Source organism: Sphingobacterium puteale, from assembly GCF_003627955.1.
GTDB classification, from domain to species: domain Bacteria; phylum Bacteroidota; class Bacteroidia; order Sphingobacteriales; family Sphingobacteriaceae; genus Sphingobacterium; species Sphingobacterium puteale.
Genome location: NZ_RBWS01000008.1, coordinates 238,076 through 262,084 on the forward strand (window position 1 = coordinate 238,076; position 24,009 = coordinate 262,084).

The window sequence follows — 24,009 nt, forward strand, 5'->3', positions numbered from 1 at the left end:
ATTAAGCTTTTCACCACTTATCGTGGCGATCCTAAAATAAGAATTCTACAGATTAATAAAGGATCTGCGCTAAAGCAGATAAATACGTCGACAGTTAAATAAAATCAGCATTATGGAAAATCAATATTTAAGAAATCCTGAGGATGAATATGAAATCCCATGGTTTTTAGTAGGAGGGGGGATTTTCGAGTCTATTCAAGATGATACTTTTGAATCCTTTAACGAGAAATTATGGAATATATTGATCGCTTTAACATCAAAAAATAAAAAAGATGAAGAGGAACGAAAGCAATTAGTTGCGCATCTAGATAAGGTTATATTGATGGTCAAGGGCTGTCATTATTTTTTACACCATAAAAAGCGGTTAAATTATGAGGAAGAATGGATCGATATAAAATGGTATAAAAACCCATATAGGTGCAGTAAGAATTATCGGCCAAAAAGGGATAAAAAACTCAATCATCATTTGGCCCATTTTGAATACCCGTTTACAAAACTCTCCAGAAAAGAGATCCAAAACTTCCCAAAGGCCTTTAAGAATTTTTTTTCGAAAATGGATCTATCCTCTTGGCTTAATCTCCTTGGTGATTGGAAAAACTGTTTACTGTACGACGAAAGCTTAGTTGAGTGGATGGTAGATGATGCCCCACTAGAAACCTATGAACAATTGTTAAAACTACATGAGGCAAGCATTGTGGCATACAATTGGGCTGAAGCTGATTATCCTCCACCCAATAAGCATTTAATTATAGATTATTTGCTATCCAATTATGTCGATAGCTATCGCAGTGCAAGTCCCTATAAACGGATTGAGCAAATTTTTTATGAGAAGAATTATACAGATCTCCGTGAAGGTATCGTGAGTTTATATCCATTACAATCTTCTGAAAATAAACCGCCCAATATAGAGATTGATGATCTACGATACACATTGAGATGGTTATTGGAGACTGGTTGGTTACTGTTGCAAACAGACTATTTTCCGGAGGACTGGTTGGATCCGGATGCAGCTAACTTTTTACGATGTCCAATCAACAAAGAGGAATTATATTTCTGGAGGCCTAAATCGCTGAGTAGTAAAGAACAGAAAAATCTGAGAAAAACATTGTCCAAATTATATTATGGAATTGATGTGCGGAAAAATATTTCCGTCGTAGATGGGCGAATCATTTTCCAATATGAGCGTGGATGGTCGGCAGGAATGGTGGAAGAAGAGCTAGAAACTCGTAATCGACTTCTGAAGACATTGGATATATTAACGTTGGTTTTATTGGATTTATGCAAGCGTAGAACAAAGCCCGAAGGTATTTGCTATCCACCTGAGAAAACTGAGAAAGTTGAAGAAAAAGAATGATGATAGTATCAAATGATACTATCATTAATCAGCCTAAAAGTAGTTAATGCTTAAAAAATTTTGATAGTAATCGTATCAAAAATACTGCTATCCCAGCTGAACAAACAAGAAAGTCAGCTGGAATAGCAGTAAAAAGTTTTAATTCCTATACTCCCGAATTGCCTGAATAATACCTTCCAGATTTTCATTGAAGTCCAGTAGCTGACCGAATACTTTATCGTCTTTGGCCAGTCCACCATGTTTATTGTTCTTGCGGAAGATTTCCTTGATCGTTTCCCAACGTTCCTGTTCAACAGGATTTAACAGCTCGGCAAGCTCTTTTAGTTTTAAGAGGTTACTTTCAGTATCCGCTGTCAGTGTCTGCGATTCGCTCTCATAGTGCGCGAGAAGAACCTGATCAATTTCCTGCTCATTCATCATCGGTACCACCTGCGCCACCAGCTTGCTCATATTCCGATAGGATCCCTGCATTTTGAATGGTGGTTCGGTACGGTAATTATCCTGCATCGCTGCACTCTGAATATAATTCTGATTGACCTTGATCACGACATTTCTGATTTTCAGTACATGTCGCAGCACCGCTATAAAGTCATCAATATCCTGTTTCAGATAGTTGCCCTCTAAATCGGGCAGTTGATCCATAACAGACTGCGCATAATTGACCAGGGCATAAAAGTCATTAAACGATTTGCTTGCAATCTTTTCGAGGTAGCTGTTTTCAATTGCCGCATTTTCGATCAGACTGAGGTTGAATAATGCTTCGGTATCACCGATCACATCGCCGAGATTGTACACATCGGCCCGGTTGGCAAGCATGTCGGGGATCTGAAACTTAGAGCCGCTCTCTGTGTATGGGTTTCCAGCCATCACGATGCAGAAGCGCTTGCCACGGAGGTCATAGGTCTTGCTCTCGCCCTCAAAAATACCATCAATCTTACGTTGACCATCGGCTAGGGAAATAAACTTCTGTAAAAACTCCGGGTTTAAGTGCTGGATATCGTCCAGATACAGCATGACATTGTCAGCCATCTCAAATGCAAGATTGATCTTTTTGAGTTCTTCCCGTTCTCCGGATGTTTTCGCTTCAATCGGGTCAATGGATGTAATCGAATGACCAATGGTCGGGCCATTGATTTTGACGAAATGTAAGCCCATCGTTTTGGCAAGATATTCCATTAAGGTGGTCTTACCGTAACCCGGAGGCGAGATTAATAGAAGCATTCCCATACGGGCCGTACGCTTGTTGTCGCCTGCGGCTCCCAGCTGTTTGGCGAGGTTGTTTCCGATCAATGGGAAGTAAACTTCATTGATCAGCTTATTACGGACAAAGGAAGTCAGTACTTTGGGCTCAAACTCACCGATCTTTAGTTCTTTGGCATAGGACTTCGCAAGCTGTTCCTTCAATGTGGAGAATGCCACAAAACGGGGTACATTATAATCAGCGAATTGCGCCAGACGTGCTAAAAATTCGTGATATTGGATATACTCCTCTCCATTGTTCAGGATTGGATGGTTGCCTTTTAATCCGCTGATATGTGCCTGGTCTTTTGCGATGATCAGGTGATACGTATGGGTCGGATAAAGCAACATGATGGCTGCTTCCTCAATATATTTGCGTAGCGTAAGATATTCCGGATGCTCGTCTACAAAGGAATTGAGCCAGTTCAAAGTCAGGTAAAAACGATCTGCCAGGCTAAATTGCTCATTCTGAATATCCGCTTCAAATAGCTTGAAACTTTTCTTGGATTCCAGCAATCGAATAAAAGCCTTTTTCAGTTCATCGGATTGTTCACTGACGACAAAGGTATTGTAGCTTGTAAACGTCTGAAAAAGGTAAGTCGCGAGGTCACGGCCATGAATGGTGGAGCGATCCAAATGTGTCTCCCATGCATTGAATAACTTGGTCAGTTCATCAATGACAGACTGATAACGATTTGAATTTGGAAACGTTTTTAATATCGTGTAAGTCGAGTGTATCAGTGCCAGCTGCTTTGCCCGTTGATCATCCGAAAGAGATTGCCAAAATAACTGAGCCATCGTACGCAATAAGGGATCATAGCGAAGCAGATCCAATTTAGTATCCAACTGTTTGACCGTATCATAGATCAACAGTGCATCCACATTGTGAACTCCCTTGACATAGCCTTCCGAATAACTTTGCTCCACAGTCTGTGTGATAAATGAGGAGGCATCAAAATCTTGTTGTCCTTTCGAAGCAAGGAATGCTTTGTAGGCGAGGTATTCTGCACGATAGACTTCCTTATTTTCAGAGACAAGTTCCTGATCCCAGATGTCCTTAAAACTGTTGATTTCCTCGGTCTGCACCTTTTGATAGAAACTTGTCCCAGTCAGGTGGAAATACAGTTCATCATTTCTGCGCAGCAAGGTAAGGCTGAGGGATTGACTATTGACCGCAAACTTATGCTTGCCCAGTGCAATGATATTTTCGCCATCTACAAAGAGATCATTTTTATCGCGTAAAACCCGTAAGGCATCTTCCTGTGATTTCTTTAACAGATTTTCAAGGTTTTCTGCTTTTGAGACATCCTGCAGTGTTTTTAGCTCCTGTACCAACTGTCTGATCTTGTCGATCATCAGATCCGAGGCAAAGAAGCTGAGGATCTCTTCCCGTGTTGCAAATGTCTTGGATTTGTTCTCAATGTTCTTTAATACACGAAGACCGATCTGTTCGAGCGAGGACGTACGCTTGTTGATCTGTTCAACAATTTGTTCCCTGCGAGAATTAAAAGCCTTGATAACCTCATCACGTTTGTCCGCGATCTTTAAAGCAAAATCTTCAAATTCAGAAAATTTACTTTCAAGTTCCTCCAGTTGAACAATGACTTTTGTGTAATATTCGTCTACCTTTTCGGTTGTCGTTGACAGTTCGAGGTAGTTGGTCACGGATTGCTCCAACAGAGTCAGCTGTGCTGAGAATTCCGCTATCGCTTCTGTACTTTTTAATGAATTGAGTTTTCGCGTAAGCTGTGCGCGAACCTCATTTAATGAGGAGAAAATAACCGAAATCTTCTCAATGATTTTGGTTGTCTGTGTGGAGTCGTCAATTTTTAGACTATTGAGGATATCAATCAATAGTTCCAGTTCGCTTGAAATGGCTGAATTGGCTTCCTCGATTGCTTTGGCATCATAGACCTTCACGATGGCCTCCACATTTTTCTTCTGCTGTTCCACCTTTTGTTCGTAAGGAAGCAGGGCTTCATCGCGTAGGAGGAAAGCAATGGTTTTTTCAGCCAGTTCGGAGGTGATACGCTGCAGTTTTTCCAATAGACTATCTATCCTGACCGTATCAATATATTTTACATTTTTAAGGTCGATGATTTCACCCTGAATACGGCGAGCATCGGCCAATTGATGGACGAGCTGATCGAGTTTGTCCACAACGGTACTATTGATGGTGAAGGTGAGTCCTTCCATCTTCTTTTCTGCTGCTAGATTTAATTCTGCGGCATGTTTGCGTTGTGCCTGTACTTTGACAAACTCATCGATAGCGGTATTGGCGACTTCCTTGATCTGTGTTAATGGCTGGCCAAGATTTGATAAGGCGTCATCTTTGATCCAGAAATAAGAATCCAATAAAACCGTGGACTTTTTGAGGATATCTTCGTATAAACCTTCGTAGCTGTCCTCTTTGTTGATCAGTTGTATAACCTCCTGCGCCTCGGCCATCGCCTGCACGATCTGTTTATTGCCCACTTTATAAAGGGGATCATCTTTTTTCTGCTCATTTTCTTTGAGCATGGCCATATAAGGTGTTTCCCAGATCTGCACCTGATGGTGTCTGGTGGCTTCCGCCTCGGTACGGAAATAAATTAGGCTTCCATCTTTGAACAGGGTAAATCCGTTGCAGATAATCGGGGTCTCAACATGCTGCTGAATAATGTTATAGGACAGTAGGATATAGGTATTGGTTTCCTCCTGACAGAATATATACAGAAAATCTTCGCCATTTGGGGAGGCTATCCTGCGTAGGAATGATACCTGTTCAAACTGGGCGTCAAAAACCTTATGTGTGCCATTTTGTAAGTAGTATCCATTGGAAAAAATAATCCCTTGATTGTCCGGTAACAATATTGCTGATTCATTCAGTGATTTTAGATTGACGACTTCCTTTGTCCGCTGGTTGTAGACGAAGGCCCTGAAATCTTCCTGGTACGGCTTGATACGTACCGCAATAAGGTTTCCGAGATCCGCGTAGTAATAATCGGCATCGTCCAATTGTTGGTCGGCATTGATGACTTTTTCGGAATAGATCCCTTTGCCGCTGTCTGTATTGTTTTCGATCTTGAAGGTGATATCGCCATTGATCGCCTCAATAAAGATCTTATCCATGATGGATATATGGGGATACTTTCCGAGCCGACGGTCTTCGAGCGTGGTTTTCGTCCAGTCAAATTCAAATTGGTTGGGCAATTTGACTTCGTGGATGCTGCGGTCATCCTGATACTGGAGCTTACCATCTTTGATTAGCCATTTGAATGCTTTGAGGTCAGCGGGATTTTTGCTGGTCTGAAAGATCATGTACAAATAGTTCTCTGTCCTACGAAATTTGGAGAATATGGAGTCCCTATAGTATTTGTATAGGTTTTGATAATCTGAGATGAAATTTTGATCGTTGATCAGGTCGAGGGACTGCGGAATAAATTGATTATTCTCAAATGCATAAACACTGAAAACATCTTCCAGCTTGATCTCGGTACGCAGTCCAAAATGCACGTTATATCCAAAAATACATTGATTATCCAAGGCCAGAATGCCGCGGGCAACACAGTTGTTTTCTGTGGTGATCCGTTGATTGGCTTTGAGGACAAAGCTCGTTGAATTGAAGACTTCTTTCCGGGCTTCATTCAACTGCTGGAGCTTGTTCGCTAGTTCTTCTTTTTGTGTAAGAAGTCGCTTTCGGATAATTTCATATGCACCTTGGTCAAGGCTGTCGTTCTGATTTATTACGTTTTCTTCTGGCATAAGTTCCGCTAGTTCTTGACTTATTTAACTTTATTGAATTTTAATTCCTGACCATTTTGATACAGCGTCAGCGCTGTGATCTGATCATTTTCTTTGCTGAATTTCAGCTCGGCTTGCACAGCCGTATAAAATAACTCTAAATCGCTTTTAGCGTATACTTTGACGGCTTGCTGTCCGGATAACTTAGCTTGTAAGCCTTCATCTTTATCCATTATAATCTTATATTCTAGTTCCGGCTGTTGGTTACAGCTATAGGTGCCTAGGAGCTGATTTAATTGGAATTCAACGAGCGTAATATTTCCGGTAAATCTTTCCCTTTCTATCGAGGGAATAACATCGTTCTTCTCGAGAATTGCCACTATAGCCATAGTTAGGGGAAAGACACCTATAGTATTTGGCTTATTAATTAAAGCCATAAAACACCGTTGATTTTCTGGATTTCTTACAAATATACTTTGATATCCAGGATAGCTTCCTGTATGAAAATGCATTTTATTTTCATTATTGGTACTATCTGTAAACTCCCAGCCAAATCCCTGATACATCTGATGTTTACTAATTAGTTTTCCATTCGTAAGTGTGTCGGTAGAAATGGCTTTTATAAAATTATTTCGTTTTAATAGGGTGAAATTCTGAAGGGCCCGGTTCCACTTTAGTAGATCCTCCGTTGTACTACTTATTCCATATGGACCACTGACTCCATCAAAATACGTAGCATATTTGTATGTTTCAAAATCATCTACGTCTATAAAGCTTTTAGTCTGAATATTATAGATCATTCCCTTTGCATAGTTTTTTAAATCAGCATTGGGAGAGCGAGCCGAAAATACAGCTGTATTTTTCATTCCAGCTGGCTTGAATATATGTTGTCGCATATATGTTGCGAAAGATTGGCCCGCTACTTTTTCTACAATCAAAGCTAACAGCAGGTAATTTGTGTTTGAATAAGAACATCGTTCGCCGGGCATGAATTCAGCGGAATCTATTCGTTCTTCAAGAGTTTTGAGTATATCTCTATCATTATTTATTTTCTTAGTATCAAACCATTTTTCTGGAAAACCAAAAAAATCTGGAATTCCCGAGGTATGACGCAATAGATTTTTGATACGGACATTTTTGAATTTTATATGCGGGAAATATGTGGTAATATCATCCTCATAGGAGAGCTTGCCCTGTTCTTCCAATTGCATAATGGCCATCGCCGTAAACTGCTTGCTGACTGAAGCGAGTTCAAAACGACTGTTGTTAGTTATCTTTTTTCCCTTCTCTGCGGTTTCGAAACCCATATATTTTTCAAAAACAACTTTACCACTGTCGACTACCAAGAATGCTCCACTCAATTCACCGTCTTGATTCAAGGACTGGAATAGTGAATCCAATCGTTGCTGAACCGTCTGGGCCGTTAGAGACAGGGTGTTTAAGCACAGGAAAACAGAAAAAAGGGTAAAACGTATCATGTGATTGCTTTGGTTTTTAAGATATTATCTTGAGCCTGTTAAGATTTGAATCTTTCCAAGGCTCAAGATAATGGATGTGGTTACAGCTTTTTATTGGAAATGCCTAAGTTTTTTGCCAATCCAAACAGGGAATTGATAAAACCTGCATCTTCACCGTTCTCGGCATCTGTGGCTGCCTGCTGTAATTTGATCAAGGCTGCAGAAACTGTTAAGTTCTTGATATCATTGGATGAGATGCCATATTTATCTGCGAGTCCACGCACTTTTTCAGCGAGATCACCTTTTCCGTCCGGGCCCAATAGTGAATTCTTAATATCAGTCGCATGTTTGGAATTGTCAATCAGCTGGTCAAAACCTTTGGCGTTGGACACCTGACGTACAATGTTTTCGAAGAACATTGTTTCACCGCCGACAATGTCAATCTTCGCTGTTTTAAGTGCTTCGGACAATACCCCAGCCTGTGCTTGGGCAATATCTTTTTGGATGTTGATCTGTGCAAGTTCGATGTCACGTTCTTTCTGTAACTGTAATTTGAACTCCTCGTGGTCTTTACCCACACCATCCAGTTTTTTCATGGCCTCGGCTTTCTCTTCGATACCTTTTGCCTCCGCAAGTGCTTTTTCACGAACAACTTCTGCCTGTGCTAAACCTTCTTTGCGCATGGCCTCGGCTTTTTTCTCGATCACAGTGGCCTGTACAGTACCTTGCTTTTCTTCGGCTTCGGCTTTTGCAACCATTACTTCGGCTTCCGATAAACCTATTGCGGCTTCTTCTTTCGCCTGCGCTTCGGCTATGATCTTACGGCTTTCAGCCTCTTTGAGGGACGCTTCTTTTTTCGCTTCGGCGTCTATTAATAATTCCTGTGCACGTTTTTCAGCGATCTTACGTGCTGCTTCAGCGTCGATTACTTTTTTCTCAGCCTCTTGTTCTGCCGCAATTTTTGCTGCTTCAGCGGCTTTAACTGTAGAAATTAATTTCTCTTCGGCTTCTTGTGATGCTGCGATAACGCCCGCTTGTTTCTTCCGTTCTACTTCGCGGAATACTTCAATATCTTTGACTCCTTGTTGTTCCTCAATAACACCTTTTTCCAATTGGACGCGTTCTTTGATCACCCCCTGGATACTTTTCTTTTCTGTCTCAATCGAACGTTCTTTGTCAATCTGAGCCAAAGTGACTATACGCTCACGTTCGGTTTGTTCCAGCGCGCGGTCTTTTTCCACACGTTCTGCTTCCACAGCATCTGTACGCTGCTTGTTCTTCTCGGCAATGATTATCTGACGTAGTTTATTTTCTTCCTGTACGGCCAGTTGCTCTTCGGTCGAAATGCGGACGCTTTCATATTTCAAACGCTCTTCTTCACGTACCTTTGCGATCTCTGCTTCTTCACGGGCTTTGATATTATCAATTTCACGCTTTTGCTTTTCTTCTTTTTCAGCAAGCTGACGATCCAATTCTAAAATCGCTTCGCGAGCTTCGACGTTTTGCTTTTTGATCAATTTCTCTTCGTCTCGACGGATAAAGTTGGCATTAATATTTTGTTTTGCTGTCAGTTCAGTGATTTTCTTGATACCTTCACTATCCAGGATATTGCTGGGATTCAAATGTTCGATATCTGTCTGCTCCAGATAGTCAATTGCACAGTCATCAAGGATATAACCGTTCAGGTCTGTGCCAATGATGTCGAGGATTTCATCGCGAAACTCTCGCCGGGCTTCATACAATTCGATGAAATCAAATTTCTTACCTACAGTCTTGAGCGCTTCAGAAAATTTGGATTCAAAAATGCTCTTTAAAGTTTCGGGTTCGCTGGCACGGTCACAACCCAGATTCTGGGCAACATTGATCACATCGTCCACATTTTTGTTGACACGGACAAAGAAGGCCACCTTAATATCAGCACGGATATTGTCTTTACAGATCAGTCCTTCGCCTTGCATACGGGCAATCTCAATTTTTTTGATGGAGATGTCCATGATCTCCATCTTGTGGAAAACCGGGACCACATACATACCCTTGTTGAAGGCGACTTTTGTCCCACCAACACCTGTTCGGACAATCGCCTTTCCTTGCGGAATTTTTTTATAGAAGGCACTCAGTACAACAAAGAATGCAAAGATTAAAAAGACAGCTAAACCGACAATCAGCAATATAATTCCGTTTAAGCCGCTTAAAAATAAAAGAGGTTGATATAGCATATGATTAGTATTTATTTAGATTTTTGTATTTAGATTTTGCTTGCGCAAGCTTATGGTTGACAAGGCGATTCTGTTTTGCGCATCAATTTTAAATATTGTCTATGGTGATTTCCTTTGTGACATAATAATATTTCTTGTCCTTGGATTCGTCCACGATAATGACATCATCCCCATAACCAATCTTTTCGCCATTATGGCTCACGACATTGAGACGAATTGGATCCTGCTGGATGATAAATTCAGCAGAACCAATTTTTTTACCTTCAATGCTTGCGCGCATTTTGCCCATGCGACCAAGGAAATCATGGCTTTCTTCGCCATTGTAGCCAATATTCTTGAACATTCTTGCTAAGGGTTTGGTCAGAAAATGCATAAAGAAAAACGTAACGATGAAAACAGGAATTAGGATCAATACAGATTTTATCCCCCAGGAAGCGACATCAATAAATAATGAGGATACAATGGTGATCACCCAGCCAATAAACTTAAACATGGTTACAATAAGCATAATCGGAACTTTACCAACGTTGATATAATCCATAGCTTTCGCAAAAAAGCCCGGTTCGGAATGTGTATCGGAGTCTGTATGCTGGTGTGGATGATCGGGCCCGTCGGCATCAATATCATGTGAGCCATCTACGTCGCTGACGTCGGGGGTAGGGTGTAAATCCACATCGGCATCCGCATCAAATAGATGTAAGCCATCGCCCATAAGGAACATAAATAACCAATACACTACAGACAGGCCTGTCAGGACAGTCATGATACCATTTGATAATGGGTTGAATAAGATATTGATTAATTCTGTCATCGTGTTTTCTTTTAAATTTTTTCTCTTTTGAAGGTGTAATGAAAAGACCATGAGCTACCATTGAGTTCAAGATCCTGCATTGCGACCAATTCCCAGCCCTGATTTCCTAAGTCGTTAAGAATCTCGTCGATTTTCTCCGGATCCAATTTGGTTCCCCAGAAACCTTTGGGCTCGATTTTAACGGTTTTATACTCAAATCTCCGCATCGCCATTTAATTTTCTTTTTAATTCTTCCAGTTCTCTGTTGACGGAATCCGAACCACCAATGGATTCATTAATTTCATCTACTTTGCTTTTGTTGCCCATTGCGATCTCACCATAAGCTTTGGCGAGAGCCTCGTCCTCTTCGACCTTTTCTTTCATGCGCTCCAGCATGGAAATGGTACTGTTGGAGTCAATGTTGGCTAGTTGTCGGTTGACCATTTTTGCCGCATTGGATACTTTAACTCTTGCTTTCAAGGTTGATAATTCACTTTCCCATTTAGATATATTGAATTTAAGTATATCTACATTCTTGTGCAACTCCTCTGCAGAACTCTGATGAATTGTCGCCTGTTTTTCCAGCTCAGTGGCTTCGATCAACAATTGCTTTTTCAGTAGTAAGGCCTCTTTAGCTAGACTTTCTGCTTTTTCAGCAGAAAGTTCCCCTTTTTGAGCCTTCTGCAATAATAAAATAGCTTTGTTTTCAAATTCATTGGCTTCTTCTTTTTTCTTTTCACAGTTATTCTGTGTACGTATGGCCAAGGCCTTTACTTTTGCATACGCTTCTAACGACTGCTCCAGGTCTTCTTTCATCTCACGGATACCTTGTTCCGTCATTTTGATGGGGTCTTCCATTTTATCCACTACAGCGTGGATTTCTGCTTGACCGATTCTGAAAATTCTCTTAAAAATATTCATTATTCTATAATTTTGAAAAACTAATTAACTGATTATAATACTCGCTGATCAAAAGACTGAGCGAATTGATGGCGGCATCAAATTCATTCTGATCGAGATTATGTAGCTGCAGCGTATATCGGAATATGACTTTTCTGCCATCCTCTGTCAAAGCAAACCCGCCATGGATAATATCTCTATTTTTGATAAGTAACGATTTGAACATATCCATGTTTTCGTTGTTGATGGTAAATAAATACTGCTCGAAAATTACGACAGGCTGTGCAATCCCCACAATGAGATTGCGGATACCATCATCTTCATTTTCGATCACAAAAACACCTTCTTTTTCATCCTTATGGGTAATGTTATAACCGATATTGGCGATATAATTTTCAATTTTTGAGAAGTACATAATCAAGTTTTTTATATATTGCACATATTCTTTGCATAAAGATAGTGAATTGCAAAAATATTTTGCAAGAAAAAATTAATTTTTTTTTAAAATGAGTAACGTCGGGAATAATATTAAAAAGCTGAGAAAGGTGAAAGGATTGAGTCAGCAGGCTTTTGGAGATGTTTTTAATCTCACTAGAGGGAATATTTCATCTTACGAAGAGTTGCGTGCCGAACCAAAAATAGAGATTGTCTTGAAGATTGCAAATTATTTTGGCATTCCTGTGCAGCATCTGATTGAAAAAAATCTTTCTGTTAATGAGATTCTCAATTTTAACGATTATTTTCAGCCTGATACGCCTGCAGTAGGGGAGAAGCGATTGGCACAGGTCCCGTTGTTGGAACGTGAAGCGTTGTTAGATGCCTGTACTTATGTGTCAAAATTAAATGAACTTCCGGTAATTGAGTTTCCGCTGCAAAGCCGCAGTCGTTTTATTGCGATGGAGTATATGGATGCTATACCGGTACCGGGCGATTTCACTGCAACAGCACAGTCGATTCTGTTTTTTGAAGAAATTGACATAGAAAGCTTGCATACGTTAAACAATGCCTTTGGTCTGTGTTTTTCAGCCGAGGAATTCTTTATCGGAAAATATTCCATGGCAGAAACAGAAATAAGCCTGGTGTTAAACGCCTGGAAAAAAGTTGACTTTATATTGGCCGAGAAAGGAAACTTTTGGAAATTGTACGGTAAATTTGAACGGATATAGGCTGTCAAAGCAATACCTCCGATAATCCGAAAAGCGACCGGGCTCCTGGAAAACCAACCGTGGAAAAAATTGAAACCTCAGATAAGATCGACGAGAAAGTTGGTTGTTCAACGGAAAAGGCCATGAAAGTAATCCTTGCTCTCAAAGAGGTTGAAGAAAGCAAAAGAAATCTGGATAGCTTGACTGATCACAAAGCTAATATATCGTTTATCATCGATAGTTTGAAACAGGATGGAACGGAACTGTATTCTCTTACCGTTGGGTATAATAATGAGGAGAGATTCGAACCTTATTATCATTTCTACTTGAATAAAAGTGATTGTAAGAATATTCAGATTATGGATATCGTTTCTGGGGAATATCTTTCTCTGGCAAATTGGAGAAGCCAGAATCCTGATTAATGCCATGGTTTTGTTACAATCAGAGATTGTTTCAGTCATTGGATATTTTAATTTAGACGTATGGAAAAGAGAAAAACGGAAGTTTTTTAATACTTATTTGTTTTTGTGAAAAAATATATTTGGATTATAAATTAAAATAATCCAAATTTAAGTTGGTAAATAATTTTAATTTATTATAAACTTATTCGTTTCGTGAAACTATCATGCTTTATTCAACTTCTCTGAGCGATGAATAAATTTGATAGCTTCATCGCAATTTAAAAACAAATTTATACAAATGAAAAAAATGGTATTATCTGCAGCAATTGCTGCACTTTTCCTTGTTTCTTGTAATAATGCAGATAGCAAAAAAGTAGAAACAAAGGATACGGTCACAACGACTGATACACAAGGTGGTGTTGCCCAAACAACAACGACTGAGACAACAACGACTACTGAGGTGCCGAAGTTTAGTTCTCCGGAAGCACAGCAGCTGGCAGACGATTACACAAAATATGTGAATGAATATGTGGCTGCTGCAAAAAGCGGAGATGCAACTAAAATTCAGGAGTTAGCCGGAAAACAACAGGAGTGGGCTACAAAAACTGCTACCGCTCTTACTAAATTAACTCCGGAAGATGCGAAGTTATGGTCGGAGTATGCTCAGAAGCTAGCAGCGGAGCTAACTGCTAGTGCAGCGAAATAGTTTTTTTGATAAAAATAAAAAGCAGGGCTTTGTATAAAAGTCCTGCTTTTTTTCTGTCTTAAATTAGAATGGAAGATCTTCCTCATCCTCCTCTTGTGGTACCGGAATATCCTCGTTTGAGCGGTTTTGATCTGATAGAATCAAAAAGCTGTCAACCTTGATTTCAGTAATATATCTTTTCGCTCCATCAGCATTTTCGTAGTTACGATAGGTTAGTTTCCCTTCAACCATGAGTTTGGTCCCGCGGCTACATTTCCGTTCAATGGCATTGTTTTGCTTGCCCCATACGACGAGTGTATGCCATTGTACTTCCTCGACCCATTCTCCGGCTTTGTTTTTGAAAAGATCATTTGTGGCAAGTCGTAAAATAGTGTAATTTATCCCAGTTGAAGTGGTTTTGATGACAGGATCATTTCCTAAATGACCAATTAATTGTACTTTGTTACGTAATGTGCTCATTTTGTCTAATTTTTAAATGTTTCTAATAATTCTTATTTTAGTTACTGGCCATAACAATTGATGTGGAATGACCTTGAGCAAAGATGAAAAGGACAAAGAATAATAATCGTCTGTTTACCATTTGTATTCGACTATAGTCGGTTGTAACCGTTTGTTGTCGTTTAACTTTCATATTGTATACTATGGAAAAAGTTTGTTTGGAATGTGGGAAAAATATACGGGGAAGATCGGATAAGCGCTTTTGCGATGACTCCTGTCGAAATGCTTACAACAATAAATTGAATAGCGATCAGACCAATCTGATCCGGAATGTGAATAATATATTGCGTAAAAACCGGCGTATTTTGGCGGATGTGCTGGAAGGGGAGGAGAAGGGGATGACAAAGGTACAAGGGGAAAAATTAAAAAGACTGGGTTTTGATTTCAAATTCCACACGCATACATTTGCTAATAATAAAGGGCAAACCTATAAATTTATCTATGAGATGGGCTACCTCATGCTAGAAAATGACTGGGTATTGATTGTCCAAAAGAAGCCATGATAAGACTCAATTTACGGTTTCTTTCTTCTATTGTCTCTTTTGGAAGAAAGAGTCCTTCTGACTTATAAAATCTATTCATACAGCTGTATTTTCAGCTTGCACGGATCATGAATTTCGATTTGCGCAAGCTGACTATCAGTTAATCTTGACTTGCATCGGATCCTTTAATTCGAAAATAGTTTATCACTGTGAAAATGATAATCACGCCATAATAGCATACGGGGATTAGCAGAAAAAACCAGCTTTTAAAGATGTAATTCAAATACAAGGGCTGTCGAATATGGAAAAATTTTGCTGCCAAGAGATAGCTTATAAAGGCGCCGAGAAGTAAAAGACCTGTTGCATGTATGATGATGATCTTTTTTAGATGCTTGCTGTATTGGGCGTCTTTATTTTGCTTGGTGTAGCCCATAATGGCTGGAACCAATAAGCCCAATAGCGGGTTGACTAAGAAAGTTAGAGAAGCTAGATAAAGAGCCTTTATGCTTCCGCTTTGATTGTTGTCGATACTGATTTGATTTACATTTGGCATAATTAATTGTTCTAAAGGAATTTCTAAAATCTGACTGATTTGTCTTAAACTGAAACCACTGATCTCTTCTGTCCCCTTTTCGATTCGTTGTACTGTTCTTAAAGATAGACCGGCTTGATTGGCGAGATCCTGTTGTGTCAGTCCTCTGAGCTTTCTAGCTTGTTTGATGAGTTGATTTACTGTTTTATTTTCCATGAAACGAAAATGACTAAAAGGTTTATGATTTTAAAAAAAACGATATGACAATAATATGCCAATGATATTGCGTATTTGTAAGTTGTTAATAGTCAAATATTTTGTAATTTGATAAATATTTTGAATCTTTGCAGCACAATAAGGTATTAATATAAAATAAAAAACGGAAGAATATGTTTGCTATACTAAAAACCCCAGCTTCGTCCTTAAAGAAGAGTCTTGGGCATATTCTCCGGAATACCGCACTCTCTTAATCTTCTTTTCTGGGCCACTTTTGGCATTTGTATATGACATCGGATTGTGATGTCTGTATTGCCACGCGATCATTTGAGATGATCTAACCGATAAAAGGAAATGGCATCTGTGTGGCTAGAGGTAGCCGCAAGAAGCTCAATACTCATGTAATGTTTTAAAAAAACGATGAATTCAGTGAATAAATATGTTCTCCAGGCCTTGGATAATTATCCATATTATCTGGAGGATACGCTAGAATCCTTATCCTATGCCTTGTCATACGATGAATCCAATACGATGGCATTGTGCCTAATGGGGCGGGTCTATGCGGAGCAGCTGTTTGATTATGAACAGGCAAAGAAATATTTTCAGGAAGCTCTCAGCCATAATGTGCATGCTTTGGAGGTGTATCCTTATTTTATACAGACCTTAATAGACATGGGCGATTACGAAGCAGCAAAGAAAACCATCAAATATGCATTGACATTGCCCGGTATGTCCCTGACAGCGATCTGGATTAAGAAGGTGTTGCTGCTTGAGAAATTAAAGAAATACAAAAAGGCTTTAAAAATCCTCAAAATGGCTAAGTTGGATAACCTGGACAGCGATCTGTCCACGGTCATAAAGTCTGTCGAAGATCGGATTAAAGGAAAACAGGAAATGATCAAGACAAGCAAAAAGCGAGGTAAATAACTGACGGAGATGCTTGATTTCGAATAAAATGCTCAAAAAATAAGCCCAAGATGAATTCTCATCTTGGGCTTTTATCAATATAGTTTAAGAATTATTCTGCTCTTAAGATTTTTGCAGCATCAACCATTGATTCTAAAGCGGCTTTGGTTTCAGGCCAAGCACGTGTCTTCAAACCACAGTCAGGGTTAACCCAAAGTTGTTCCGCAGGAACTACTGCTTTTGCTTTGCGCAATAAGTCTACCATCTCGTCTTTGCTTGGTACACGCGGTGAATGGATATCGTATACACCCGGACCGATATCGTTCGGGTATTTGAAATCACCGGCAAATGCATTCAATAATTTCATTTGTGAACGTGAAGTCTCGATCGTGATAACGTCAGCATCCATTGCTGCGATATCTTCGATCACATTGTTGAACTCAGAATAACACATGTGTGTGTGGATCTGCGTATCATCTTCTACATTGGATGAAGAAACACGGAATGCACGTACCGCCCAGTTCAGGTAATCTTTTTGATCTGCTTTGCGCAATGGCAAACCCTCGCGGATAGCTGGCTCATCGATCTGAATGATTTTGATACCTGCTTTTTCCAACGCTTGTACCTCATCCAGGATCGCTAATGCAATTTGGTAAGTCGTTGTTGAACGTGGTTGGTCGTTACGTACGAAAGACCATTGTAAGATGGTAACAGGGCCAGTCAACATACCTTTAACCGGACGGTTAGTCAATGATTGCGCGTAAGAAGACCAACGTACAGTCATATCTTGTGGACGATATACATCTCCGTAGATAATTGGAGGTTTCACACAGCGTGAACCGTAAGATTGTACCCAACCGTTTTGAGTGAATGCATATCCCGCCAATTGCTCACCGAAGTATTCAACCATGTCATTACGTTCGAACTCGCCGTGAACCAATACGTCGATATCCAATTGCTCTTGAAGACGGATTGTGTTTTCGGTTTCTTCAGCAATTGCTTTATCGTATTCTTCTTGTGTGATCGCTCCTTTTTTCAGATCGGCTCTCCATTTACGCACATCTTTCGTTTGCGGAAATGAACCGATCGTTGTGGTAGGGAATGCTGGCAAGTTGAATTTCGCTTGTTGTGCTGCTTTACGGTCAGCAAAAACTGATGTACGTTTTGCATCATCATCAGTAATGTTGCTTGTGCGTTCTTTTACATCTGGTTTGTGGATCAATGGAGAAGTACGGCGGCTTTCAGCTGCAGCTTTGTTTGCTTCAAAACGTTTTGCTGTTTCGGCATCAACTTCACCTTCTGCTAAAACTGCAAGGTCTTTTACCTCCGCTAATTTTTGTTTAGCGAACGCTAACCAGTTTTTCACTTCAGCAGGTAATGATTGCTCATTGTGCTCATTGTCCAAATCAAAAGGGACGTGCAATAAAGAGGAAGAAGGAGCAATCCAAACGCGGTCTTTGCCTAGTGCATCAACTGCTTGTTTGATTTTAACCAATGATTTTTCGTAATCGTTTTTCCAGATGTTACGGCCTTCAACAATACCTAAAGATAATGTCAATGAAGCTGGAACTTTAGCTAAAACGGTATCCAATTGGTTTTCTCCACGTACTAAATCCAAGTGTAATGTATGGATCGGTAAGTTAACCGCGATATCTTCGTTGTCTTTTAAAGCTTCGAAGTAAGTTGTCGCAATCAATTTGATGTTTTTGGCAGCAGCAGCCAATTTCTCGAACGTAGGTTGGTATAATGCTTTTACTTTTGCATCTAAATCTAAAGCCAAGAAAGGCTCGTCGATCTGAACATATTGTGCTCCAGCTTCTGCCAATTTAGACAAGATTTGCTCATATACAGGAACTAATTTGTCCAATAGGTCGATACGGTCGAAACCAGCTTCTTTTTCTTTACCGATCAAAAGGTAAGTGATTGGGCCTAATAAAGCAGGTTTTGTCTCAATACCCAATGATTTTGCTTCGTTGTATTCATTCAGGAATTTCTCAGAAGTCAATTTAAACTCTTGATCTTTTGTGAATTCAGGAACCATATAGTGGTAGTTGGTATCCAACCACTTGGTCATCTCCATTGCAGTCACGTCAATTCCTTCTTGCTGGAAACCGCGCGCCATTGCAAAATATAAGTCTAAGCTGTAGTTGTTGTCTACTTTATTCAACAAAGAATGATAACGAGCAGGAATAGCACCAACAGTAAGGGTTAAATCCAATACTTGATCGTAAAAAGAGAAGTCGTTGGAAGGGATCAAATCTATTCCAGCATCTTTTTGTGTTTTCCAATTGCCTTCACGAATTTTTTTTGCTGTGTCCAATAATTCCTCAACAGAAGATTTTTTAGCCCAATAGGCCTCATTGGCTTTTTTCAATTCGCGGAACGCGCCCACACGAGGGTAACCTAAATTGTTAGTCAATAACATAATAATGTTTTTAATATTTCTTTTTCAACTATATTTCTTGCTAGAGAGAAGGACACACTAGAATTCGGTGACTTCGGCTTATCATTCCCATGTCAAGTAGGGTAGAATTTAGCACCTTGTCAAGGGACAGGTTGCTAAGGCTTCATCGGGTCTATTCCCTCTGCCTTTCTCTATAAGCGACGCTAAGTTAGCACATTTTTTTTTGACATGCAAATTTTTTATAAAAGAGCATGTATTTTTTATAATCTACTAAGAATAGAAATGTTTTATTTCTTTCTTTTCATTGGAAAGCAGGGTGAAATTGTTCAATTGAATCTCACCCGCTATGCTTTTAGCTTACCAGAAGTTTGTATCCTTTCCCGTGCACATTGACAATTTCTACCTTGTTATCTTCTTTTAGATATTTGCGAAGTTTGCTGAGAAATACATCCATACTTCTGCCGGTGAAATAATTGTCGTCATGCCATATTTTTAATAAGGCTTCTTCACGGGTCAATACATCATTCTTTTTTAAACAAAGTAAACGAAGCAACTCGGCCTCTTTTGTTGATAATTTTTGCGTTTGGCCCTTGTAGGAAATCTGCTGACTTGTATAATCAAAGAAGTAATCTCCAATTTCAAATTTGTCTGCAACCACTTCATCTTCTTTGTCTCTTACGCTACGTTTCAGAAGGGCATTAATCCGAAGCAGTAACTCCTCAACACGGAACGGCTTGGTAATATAATCATCTCCACCTAATTCAAACGCCTCAGTCTTGTCTTCCATCATCCCCTTTGCGGTGGCGAAGATGATCGGTACAGTGCTATTTGTTTTTCTGATTTCGCGGCCTACGGTAAAACCGTCTTTTTTAGGCATCATGACATCGAAAATGCATAAGTCGTAATCATTTTTTTTGAATTGGGAAATGGCTTCATCCCCGTCTATACAGAGCGTGACGTCAAATTTTCCCTTTAATTCGAGATAATCCTTTAAAAGATCCCCCAAATTGGGATCATCTTCTGCTAATAATATCTTTTGCATAATGAATCTATTAATTTTCACTAATGTTCCCTGAATATACAAAAAAGGAACGTGTTATTTTTTTATGGGCAAAATTACCTCAAAGGTTGTGCCCTTATCTTTTTCACTTTTTACAGTGATTCTTCCATTAAGTCTTCTCAATATATCCTGTACATAACTTAAGCCTAAGCCAAAGCCTTTGACATTGTGGACATTTCCGGTGGGAATACGATAAAACTGATCAAATATCTTTTGTAAATGATCCCGGCTCATCCCGATTCCATTGTCGGCAATGGTGATAACAATATTGTCGCCAATATTTTTAGAACTGATATTTACATGTAGATCTCCTTTGCTGTACTTAATTGCATTGTCCATTAAGTTGTAAAATACATTGGAGAAATGCAGTTCATCCCCGACAACAATATCCTTTGTTGCAGCGAGATCGACACTGAATTTTCCGCCAATGTTCTGCATCCGAAGCTGCATACTGTCGGTAACAGCGGCGACAAGGTCGTTGATATGAACATCTTCGCGGTCAAGTTTCAATGTTTCTTTTTCAAGTTTTGCCAAATCCAGTACCCTTTCAATATGATTTCCGAGACGAACATTCTCATCATAAATGATATTGGCCAATTTCTGTACACGTTTATGGTCTGCATTGATGTCCGGATCCTTGAGTGATTCGCTGGCGATCATAATCGTAGCCACGGGAGTTTTGAACTCATGTGTCATGTTGTTTATGAAGTCGGTTTTCATTTCAGATACTTTCTTTTGCCTGAAGATAATAATAAGCGTATACGCAAAACATCCGACCAATAGAAATAGGAGCGCGAGCATGGGCAGTAACAAATACCCCATGTTGTCCGCAATAATCGCCTTTTTATTCGGAAAGTATATGGTCAGTTTTCCTGGTGCAGCACCGATGTCACCTTTAAAAAGAGCAGTTGAGTACTTTGTGGTATTTATAGGGCTGTTTAATTCGGCTTCATTCAGAATATTGTTCAGCAAGATGTTGCTTGTGCTCCATATTTCGATATTAAACGGCGCTTTGATCTCACGTTGTGCCAGTTCTTCTTTTAAGAGTTCCTGAACAATAATGACGTTTAGCCGGTCTTTTAGCGGTCTTTTGGCAAGCTCCATCCCAATAGCGACATCTTCGATGTAATCAGCCTTTTTACCACCGAGCATTGCAACGGAGTCGTAGACGTTGAATTCATACCGGGCATTTTGCCGGGATAATTTATTTAGTTTCGTTTCGAGTTCGAAAATCTTCCGGGCTAATTTTGGATCTGATCTTGGGGGGAGGACAAATAAATCTCTTCCTATCAGTCTTTTGTAGTCGTCAAAATGGATAATCAAAAATCGAGTGCTATCATCCTTTGCTTCTATACGCGGAATAGTCTTTGTTGCTGACACAATGACGTCTTCCTGATAATACATGCTATTTGTCGGGGTTTTGATAATATTGATCTCAACGAGATCCTGATATTGTGGTCTTCTGATATAGGTTTCATAAAACCAGTTTTCAATATTGACTACATTGGGGTAAAGTGCCTTTAATTTGTCTTCTCGTATTTTATATTTTTGATAGACCTGATCTAATTTGCCACGGAGCTCTTCAATTTGAGTTTGGAGCCTAAGCTGTTCAGTTAACTGACGTTGTTTCGCTTGTTCCTGTTTGGATTTTTCGATATTACGCTCCTGTTGTACTTTCGCGAAATCCACGACCTCACGGCGTTCGAGTTTTCCTGCAACAGCCGTAAGCGCAGCATTGACAGATTCATCAAAAAGCTGTGATTTTTGACGATAGGAATCCCGCAGGAAATAGAATTGCATGGCCAATACCCCGATTAGCGCCAAAGACATTAGTCCAATGATTAATACAATGCTATTTTTCTTCATTAAATCATATTTTGAAAAGGTATAATCTCAAGCGAATCATGCACTCATTATACACTGGCTTTCTGTGCCATTCTTGCCTTCCATCTTCCACTTTACTTGAATTGTTACAAATATAAAGATGCTAACTTGTTTTGACGCTGTTTTAACAATGTTTAACAGCAATTGCTTTAAATCTTGGTTATGTTGTTGTAAATTAGAAGTTAAAATAGATTATGTTATGAAAGCTTACGTATTATCATTGGCATTATCTTTTACGGTTGGAATTGCCTTTGGCCAGATCAGACCCAAAGAGCATCGGCCCTTATTGCAGGATAAACAATCCCGGATGCCAGTCCTTGGATTAGATACCACATCAGCTAAGTATAATATGCCCGTCAAGAGATCCAAAAACCTGGATAGTTTGGCCCCCATGCCGGGAACGGAAAAATTACCAAAAAGAAGGAAATCATCCGAGGATACATTACGGTTTAAATTATTGGAAGATAGTTTGAAAGTGAAAGATTTCAAATTAAAGATAGACTCCCTATACCCTAAGAAATAAAAAAAGAAGAGCATCCGTTTCAACACGGATGCTCTTCTTTTTTTTTGCTCCTATTTCTTACAGCTGAGAAACACGGATCGTATTTGTTTTACCTTTTTCGATTAACGGAGTGGACGCCGTATTGATGATGATCGATCCCGGTTGAACGTAGTTGTTTTTGACGATAAATCTATTGACATCATGGATAGAACCATCTGTACTTTCGAATTTGTCGTAAATAAATGTTTTTACGCCCCAAAGCAAGCTCAATTGTCTCAATAATGTCTTTGTACCTGTAAATACCAGGATGTCCACATTTGGTCTGTAACTTGTGATTTCAAATGCTGTTGCACCGGAAGATGTCAGCACGGCAATTGCAGAGGCATTTGTTTTTTGAGCCAGATATACTGAAGAGGCGCAAATTGCGTCTGGAATAAGCGTTCCGTCGTGTATCTCACTAACTTTCTCATTATAATAAGGATAAGAAGTTTGTTCCACGTGGATAATAATCTTACTCATTGTTTCGATCACGATTTCCGGGAATTCACCAACTGAAGTCTCACCACTTAACATCACTGCATCTGCACCGTCCAATACTGAATTGGCAACATCATTTACTTCAGCACGAGTAGGACGAGGTGTGGTAATCATGCTTTCCAACATTTGAGTAGCGATAATTACAGGTTTTGAAAGGTCCCTACATTTTTGGACAATGATCTTTTGAAGTCCTGGTACCTCTTCCATAGGAAGTTCAACACCAAGATCTCCACGAGCGACCATGATAGCGTCAGTAGCTTCGATGATCGCATCAATGTTTTCGATCGCTTCTGGTTTCTCTATTTTGGCGATTACGCGCGCATGACTTCCTTTTTCAGCAATGATCTTTTTGCACTGCGCGATATCTTCCGCCGAACGAACGAATGACATGGCAATCCAGTCAGCACCGTGATCCAATGCGAAGTTTAAGTTATCTAAATCTTCTTCAGTCAATGAAGGGATAGATACTTTGGTGTTTGGCAGGTTGACGCCTTTACGTGAAGTAAGAACGCCTCCATGCACCACTTCACAAGTAACGGTGTCTTTATGGTTGGTCTCTAAAACACGAAGTTGAAGTTTTCCGTCATCAAGTAATATGATTTCGTTTGCTTCAACATCATTTGGAAAGTTTTCGTATGTAATATAGATTCTGTTTTCATCTCCAATGAGTTCGTGTGTGGTGATTTCAACTTTTGAACCATTGACGAGAACAGCACCACCTTCTTTCATCTTTCCGATCCGAATCTTTGGACCTTGTAAGTCAGCTAAGATGGCAACATTGAATCCGGTTTCATTATTTATTGCATTTATAGTTTCGATTACCTTAAGGTGATCTGCCTGGCTGCCATGAGAGAAATTCAACCGACACACATCAACCCCTTTGGCAATCATGTTGGTCAAAACTTGTTTGTCTGCCGAAGCAGGGCCTAATGTTGCGACAATTTTAGTCCTTTTTTGAACTTTTTCCATCTGTTATTTTGTATTTTTTAATGTTCTTCATTTATGACAACAAACAGCCTGCTGTATTGTTGTCGTTTTGTCAAAACTAAATCGAATT

Annotated in this window: 20 protein-coding genes and 1 riboswitch; of the genes, 7 read left to right on the forward strand and 13 right to left on the reverse strand. The window is 39.6% G+C overall.

Annotated features, from left to right (window positions below):
- The first annotated feature begins 112 nt into the window (after nt 1-112).
- Nucleotides 113-1,354 (forward strand): hypothetical protein, encoded by a 1,242-nt coding sequence (locus D7322_RS11790; protein WP_121124429.1) that lies wholly within the window; start codon nt 113-115, stop codon nt 1,352-1,354.
- A gap of 138 nt (nt 1,355-1,492) precedes the next feature.
- Here the strand turns inward: D7322_RS11790 and D7322_RS11795 are convergent, their stop codons facing one another.
- The 7 genes from D7322_RS11795 to D7322_RS11825 all read right to left on the reverse strand — a co-directional run bounded on the left by D7322_RS11795 (nt 1,493) and on the right by D7322_RS11825 (nt 12,094).
- A complete protein-coding gene (locus D7322_RS11795; protein ID WP_121124430.1) occupies nt 1,493-6,337 on the reverse strand; it encodes a DNA repair ATPase in 4,845 nt (1,614 codons plus the stop codon).
- Between the two features lie 20 nt (nt 6,338-6,357).
- On the reverse strand, nt 6,358-7,794 hold the full coding sequence (locus D7322_RS11800; protein WP_121124431.1) for a serine hydrolase domain-containing protein: 1,437 nt from the start codon (nt 7,792-7,794) through the stop codon (nt 6,358-6,360).
- Nucleotides 7,795-7,874: 80 nt separating this feature from the next.
- Nucleotides 7,875-9,989, reverse strand: coding sequence for a flotillin family protein (locus D7322_RS11805; protein ID WP_121124432.1), 2,115 nt, complete (start codon nt 9,987-9,989; stop codon nt 7,875-7,877).
- 88 nt (nt 9,990-10,077) lie between these two features.
- Nucleotides 10,078-10,800: an OB-fold-containig protein gene (locus D7322_RS11810; protein WP_121124433.1), complete on the reverse strand. Its 723-nt coding sequence runs from the start codon at nt 10,798-10,800 to the stop codon at nt 10,078-10,080.
- An 11-nt stretch (nt 10,801-10,811) separates the two neighbouring features.
- Nucleotides 10,812-11,006, reverse strand: coding sequence for a DUF4177 domain-containing protein (locus tag D7322_RS11815; protein ID WP_183078687.1), 195 nt, complete (start codon nt 11,004-11,006; stop codon nt 10,812-10,814).
- Complete coding sequence (locus tag D7322_RS11820; RefSeq protein ID WP_121124435.1) at nt 10,993-11,700, reverse strand: PspA/IM30 family protein; 708 nt, start codon at nt 11,698-11,700, stop codon at nt 10,993-10,995. The genes D7322_RS11815 and D7322_RS11820 overlap by 14 nt, the downstream gene beginning before the upstream one ends.
- 4 nt (nt 11,701-11,704) lie before the next feature.
- Entirely contained in the window at nt 11,705-12,094 is a 390-nt protein-coding gene (locus tag D7322_RS11825) for a YbjN domain-containing protein (protein ID WP_121124436.1), read from the reverse strand.
- 91 nt (nt 12,095-12,185) lie between these two features.
- Between D7322_RS11825 and D7322_RS11830 the strand changes: the two genes are divergently transcribed.
- From D7322_RS11830 to D7322_RS11840, 3 genes are all read left to right on the forward strand, one after another.
- Complete coding sequence (locus D7322_RS11830; RefSeq protein WP_121124437.1) at nt 12,186-12,845, forward strand: helix-turn-helix domain-containing protein; 660 nt, start codon at nt 12,186-12,188, stop codon at nt 12,843-12,845.
- Nucleotides 12,846-12,904: 59 nt separating this feature from the next.
- Nucleotides 12,905-13,246, forward strand: coding sequence for a hypothetical protein (locus D7322_RS11835; protein WP_147430385.1), 342 nt, complete (start codon nt 12,905-12,907; stop codon nt 13,244-13,246).
- A gap of 286 nt (nt 13,247-13,532) precedes the next feature.
- Entirely contained in the window at nt 13,533-13,931 is a 399-nt protein-coding gene (locus D7322_RS11840) for a hypothetical protein (RefSeq protein ID WP_146191128.1), read from the forward strand.
- 63 nt (nt 13,932-13,994) lie between these two features.
- Here the strand turns inward: D7322_RS11840 and D7322_RS11845 are convergent, their stop codons facing one another.
- Complete coding sequence (locus D7322_RS11845) at nt 13,995-14,390, reverse strand: single-stranded DNA-binding protein (RefSeq protein WP_121124439.1); 396 nt, start codon at nt 14,388-14,390, stop codon at nt 13,995-13,997.
- Between the two features lie 182 nt (nt 14,391-14,572).
- On the opposite strand from D7322_RS11845, the gene D7322_RS11850 reads away from it, so the two are divergent.
- Nucleotides 14,573-14,932, forward strand: coding sequence for a hypothetical protein (locus D7322_RS11850; protein ID WP_121124440.1), 360 nt, complete (start codon nt 14,573-14,575; stop codon nt 14,930-14,932).
- A 139-nt stretch (nt 14,933-15,071) separates the two neighbouring features.
- Here D7322_RS11850 and D7322_RS11855 read toward each other — a convergent pair whose 3' ends face one another.
- Nucleotides 15,072-15,659 carry a helix-turn-helix domain-containing protein gene (locus D7322_RS11855; RefSeq protein ID WP_121124441.1) on the reverse strand — a complete coding sequence of 196 codons (588 nt, stop codon included), beginning with the start codon at nt 15,657-15,659 and terminating at the stop codon, nt 15,072-15,074.
- A gap of 420 nt (nt 15,660-16,079) precedes the next feature.
- On the opposite strand from D7322_RS11855, the gene D7322_RS11860 reads away from it, so the two are divergent.
- Nucleotides 16,080-16,586, forward strand: coding sequence for a tetratricopeptide repeat protein (locus D7322_RS11860; protein ID WP_121124442.1), 507 nt, complete (start codon nt 16,080-16,082; stop codon nt 16,584-16,586).
- Nucleotides 16,587-16,677: 91 nt separating this feature from the next.
- On the opposite strand, the gene metE is transcribed toward D7322_RS11860, so the two are convergent.
- The 3 genes from metE to D7322_RS11875 form a co-directional block, all read right to left on the reverse strand.
- Nucleotides 16,678-18,990, reverse strand: a complete 2,313-nt coding sequence (gene metE / locus D7322_RS11865) for a 5-methyltetrahydropteroyltriglutamate--homocysteine S-methyltransferase (RefSeq protein ID WP_121124443.1) — start codon at nt 18,988-18,990, stop codon at nt 16,678-16,680.
- Between the two features lie 75 nt (nt 18,991-19,065).
- Nucleotides 19,066-19,169, reverse strand: a riboswitch (SAM riboswitch).
- 152 nt (nt 19,170-19,321) lie between these two features.
- Nucleotides 19,322-20,011, reverse strand: coding sequence for a response regulator transcription factor (locus D7322_RS11870; protein ID WP_108636230.1), 690 nt, complete (start codon nt 20,009-20,011; stop codon nt 19,322-19,324).
- A gap of 54 nt (nt 20,012-20,065) precedes the next feature.
- Nucleotides 20,066-21,895 (reverse strand): sensor histidine kinase, encoded by a 1,830-nt coding sequence (locus D7322_RS11875; RefSeq protein ID WP_121124444.1) that lies wholly within the window; start codon nt 21,893-21,895, stop codon nt 20,066-20,068.
- A gap of 217 nt (nt 21,896-22,112) precedes the next feature.
- On the opposite strand from D7322_RS11875, the gene D7322_RS11880 reads away from it, so the two are divergent.
- Nucleotides 22,113-22,436, forward strand: a complete 324-nt coding sequence (locus D7322_RS11880; protein ID WP_121124445.1) for a hypothetical protein — start codon at nt 22,113-22,115, stop codon at nt 22,434-22,436.
- Nucleotides 22,437-22,493: 57 nt separating this feature from the next.
- Here the strand turns inward: D7322_RS11880 and pyk are convergent, their stop codons facing one another.
- Nucleotides 22,494-23,921, reverse strand: a complete 1,428-nt coding sequence (gene pyk / locus D7322_RS11885) for a pyruvate kinase (protein ID WP_121124446.1) — start codon at nt 23,919-23,921, stop codon at nt 22,494-22,496.
- Nucleotides 23,922-24,009 lie beyond the last annotated feature (88 nt).

Coding starts and splice junctions, on each gene's coding strand:
- D7322_RS11860 (WP_121124442.1), top strand. CDS start 16,080: ATGAATTCAGTGAATAAATATGTTCTCCAGGCCTTGGATAATTATCCA.
- D7322_RS11845 (WP_121124439.1), bottom strand. CDS start 14,390: ATGAGCACATTACGTAACAAAGTACAATTAATTGGTCATTTAGGAAAT.
- D7322_RS11880 (WP_121124445.1), top strand. CDS start 22,113: ATGAAAGCTTACGTATTATCATTGGCATTATCTTTTACGGTTGGAATT.
- D7322_RS11795 (WP_121124430.1), bottom strand. CDS start 6,337: ATGCCAGAAGAAAACGTAATAAATCAGAACGACAGCCTTGACCAAGGT.
- D7322_RS11840 (WP_146191128.1), top strand. CDS start 13,533: ATGGTATTATCTGCAGCAATTGCTGCACTTTTCCTTGTTTCTTGTAAT.
- D7322_RS11825 (WP_121124436.1), bottom strand. CDS start 12,094: ATGTACTTCTCAAAAATTGAAAATTATATCGCCAATATCGGTTATAAC.
- D7322_RS11870 (WP_108636230.1), bottom strand. CDS start 20,011: ATGCAAAAGATATTATTAGCAGAAGATGATCCCAATTTGGGGGATCTT.
- D7322_RS11805 (WP_121124432.1), bottom strand. CDS start 9,989: ATGCTATATCAACCTCTTTTATTTTTAAGCGGCTTAAACGGAATTATA.
- D7322_RS11820 (WP_121124435.1), bottom strand. CDS start 11,700: ATGAATATTTTTAAGAGAATTTTCAGAATCGGTCAAGCAGAAATCCAC.
- D7322_RS11855 (WP_121124441.1), bottom strand. CDS start 15,659: ATGGAAAATAAAACAGTAAATCAACTCATCAAACAAGCTAGAAAGCTC.
- D7322_RS11830 (WP_121124437.1), top strand. CDS start 12,186: ATGAGTAACGTCGGGAATAATATTAAAAAGCTGAGAAAGGTGAAAGGA.
- D7322_RS11810 (WP_121124433.1), bottom strand. CDS start 10,800: ATGACAGAATTAATCAATATCTTATTCAACCCATTATCAAATGGTATC.
- D7322_RS11875 (WP_121124444.1), bottom strand. CDS start 21,895: ATGAAGAAAAATAGCATTGTATTAATCATTGGACTAATGTCTTTGGCG.
- D7322_RS11850 (WP_121124440.1), top strand. CDS start 14,573: ATGGAAAAAGTTTGTTTGGAATGTGGGAAAAATATACGGGGAAGATCG.
- D7322_RS11815 (WP_183078687.1), bottom strand. CDS start 11,006: ATGCGGAGATTTGAGTATAAAACCGTTAAAATCGAGCCCAAAGGTTTC.
- metE (WP_121124443.1), bottom strand. CDS start 18,990: ATGTTATTGACTAACAATTTAGGTTACCCTCGTGTGGGCGCGTTCCGC.
- pyk (WP_121124446.1), bottom strand. CDS start 23,921: ATGGAAAAAGTTCAAAAAAGGACTAAAATTGTCGCAACATTAGGCCCT.
- D7322_RS11790 (WP_121124429.1), top strand. CDS start 113: ATGGAAAATCAATATTTAAGAAATCCTGAGGATGAATATGAAATCCCA.
- D7322_RS11800 (WP_121124431.1), bottom strand. CDS start 7,794: ATGATACGTTTTACCCTTTTTTCTGTTTTCCTGTGCTTAAACACCCTG.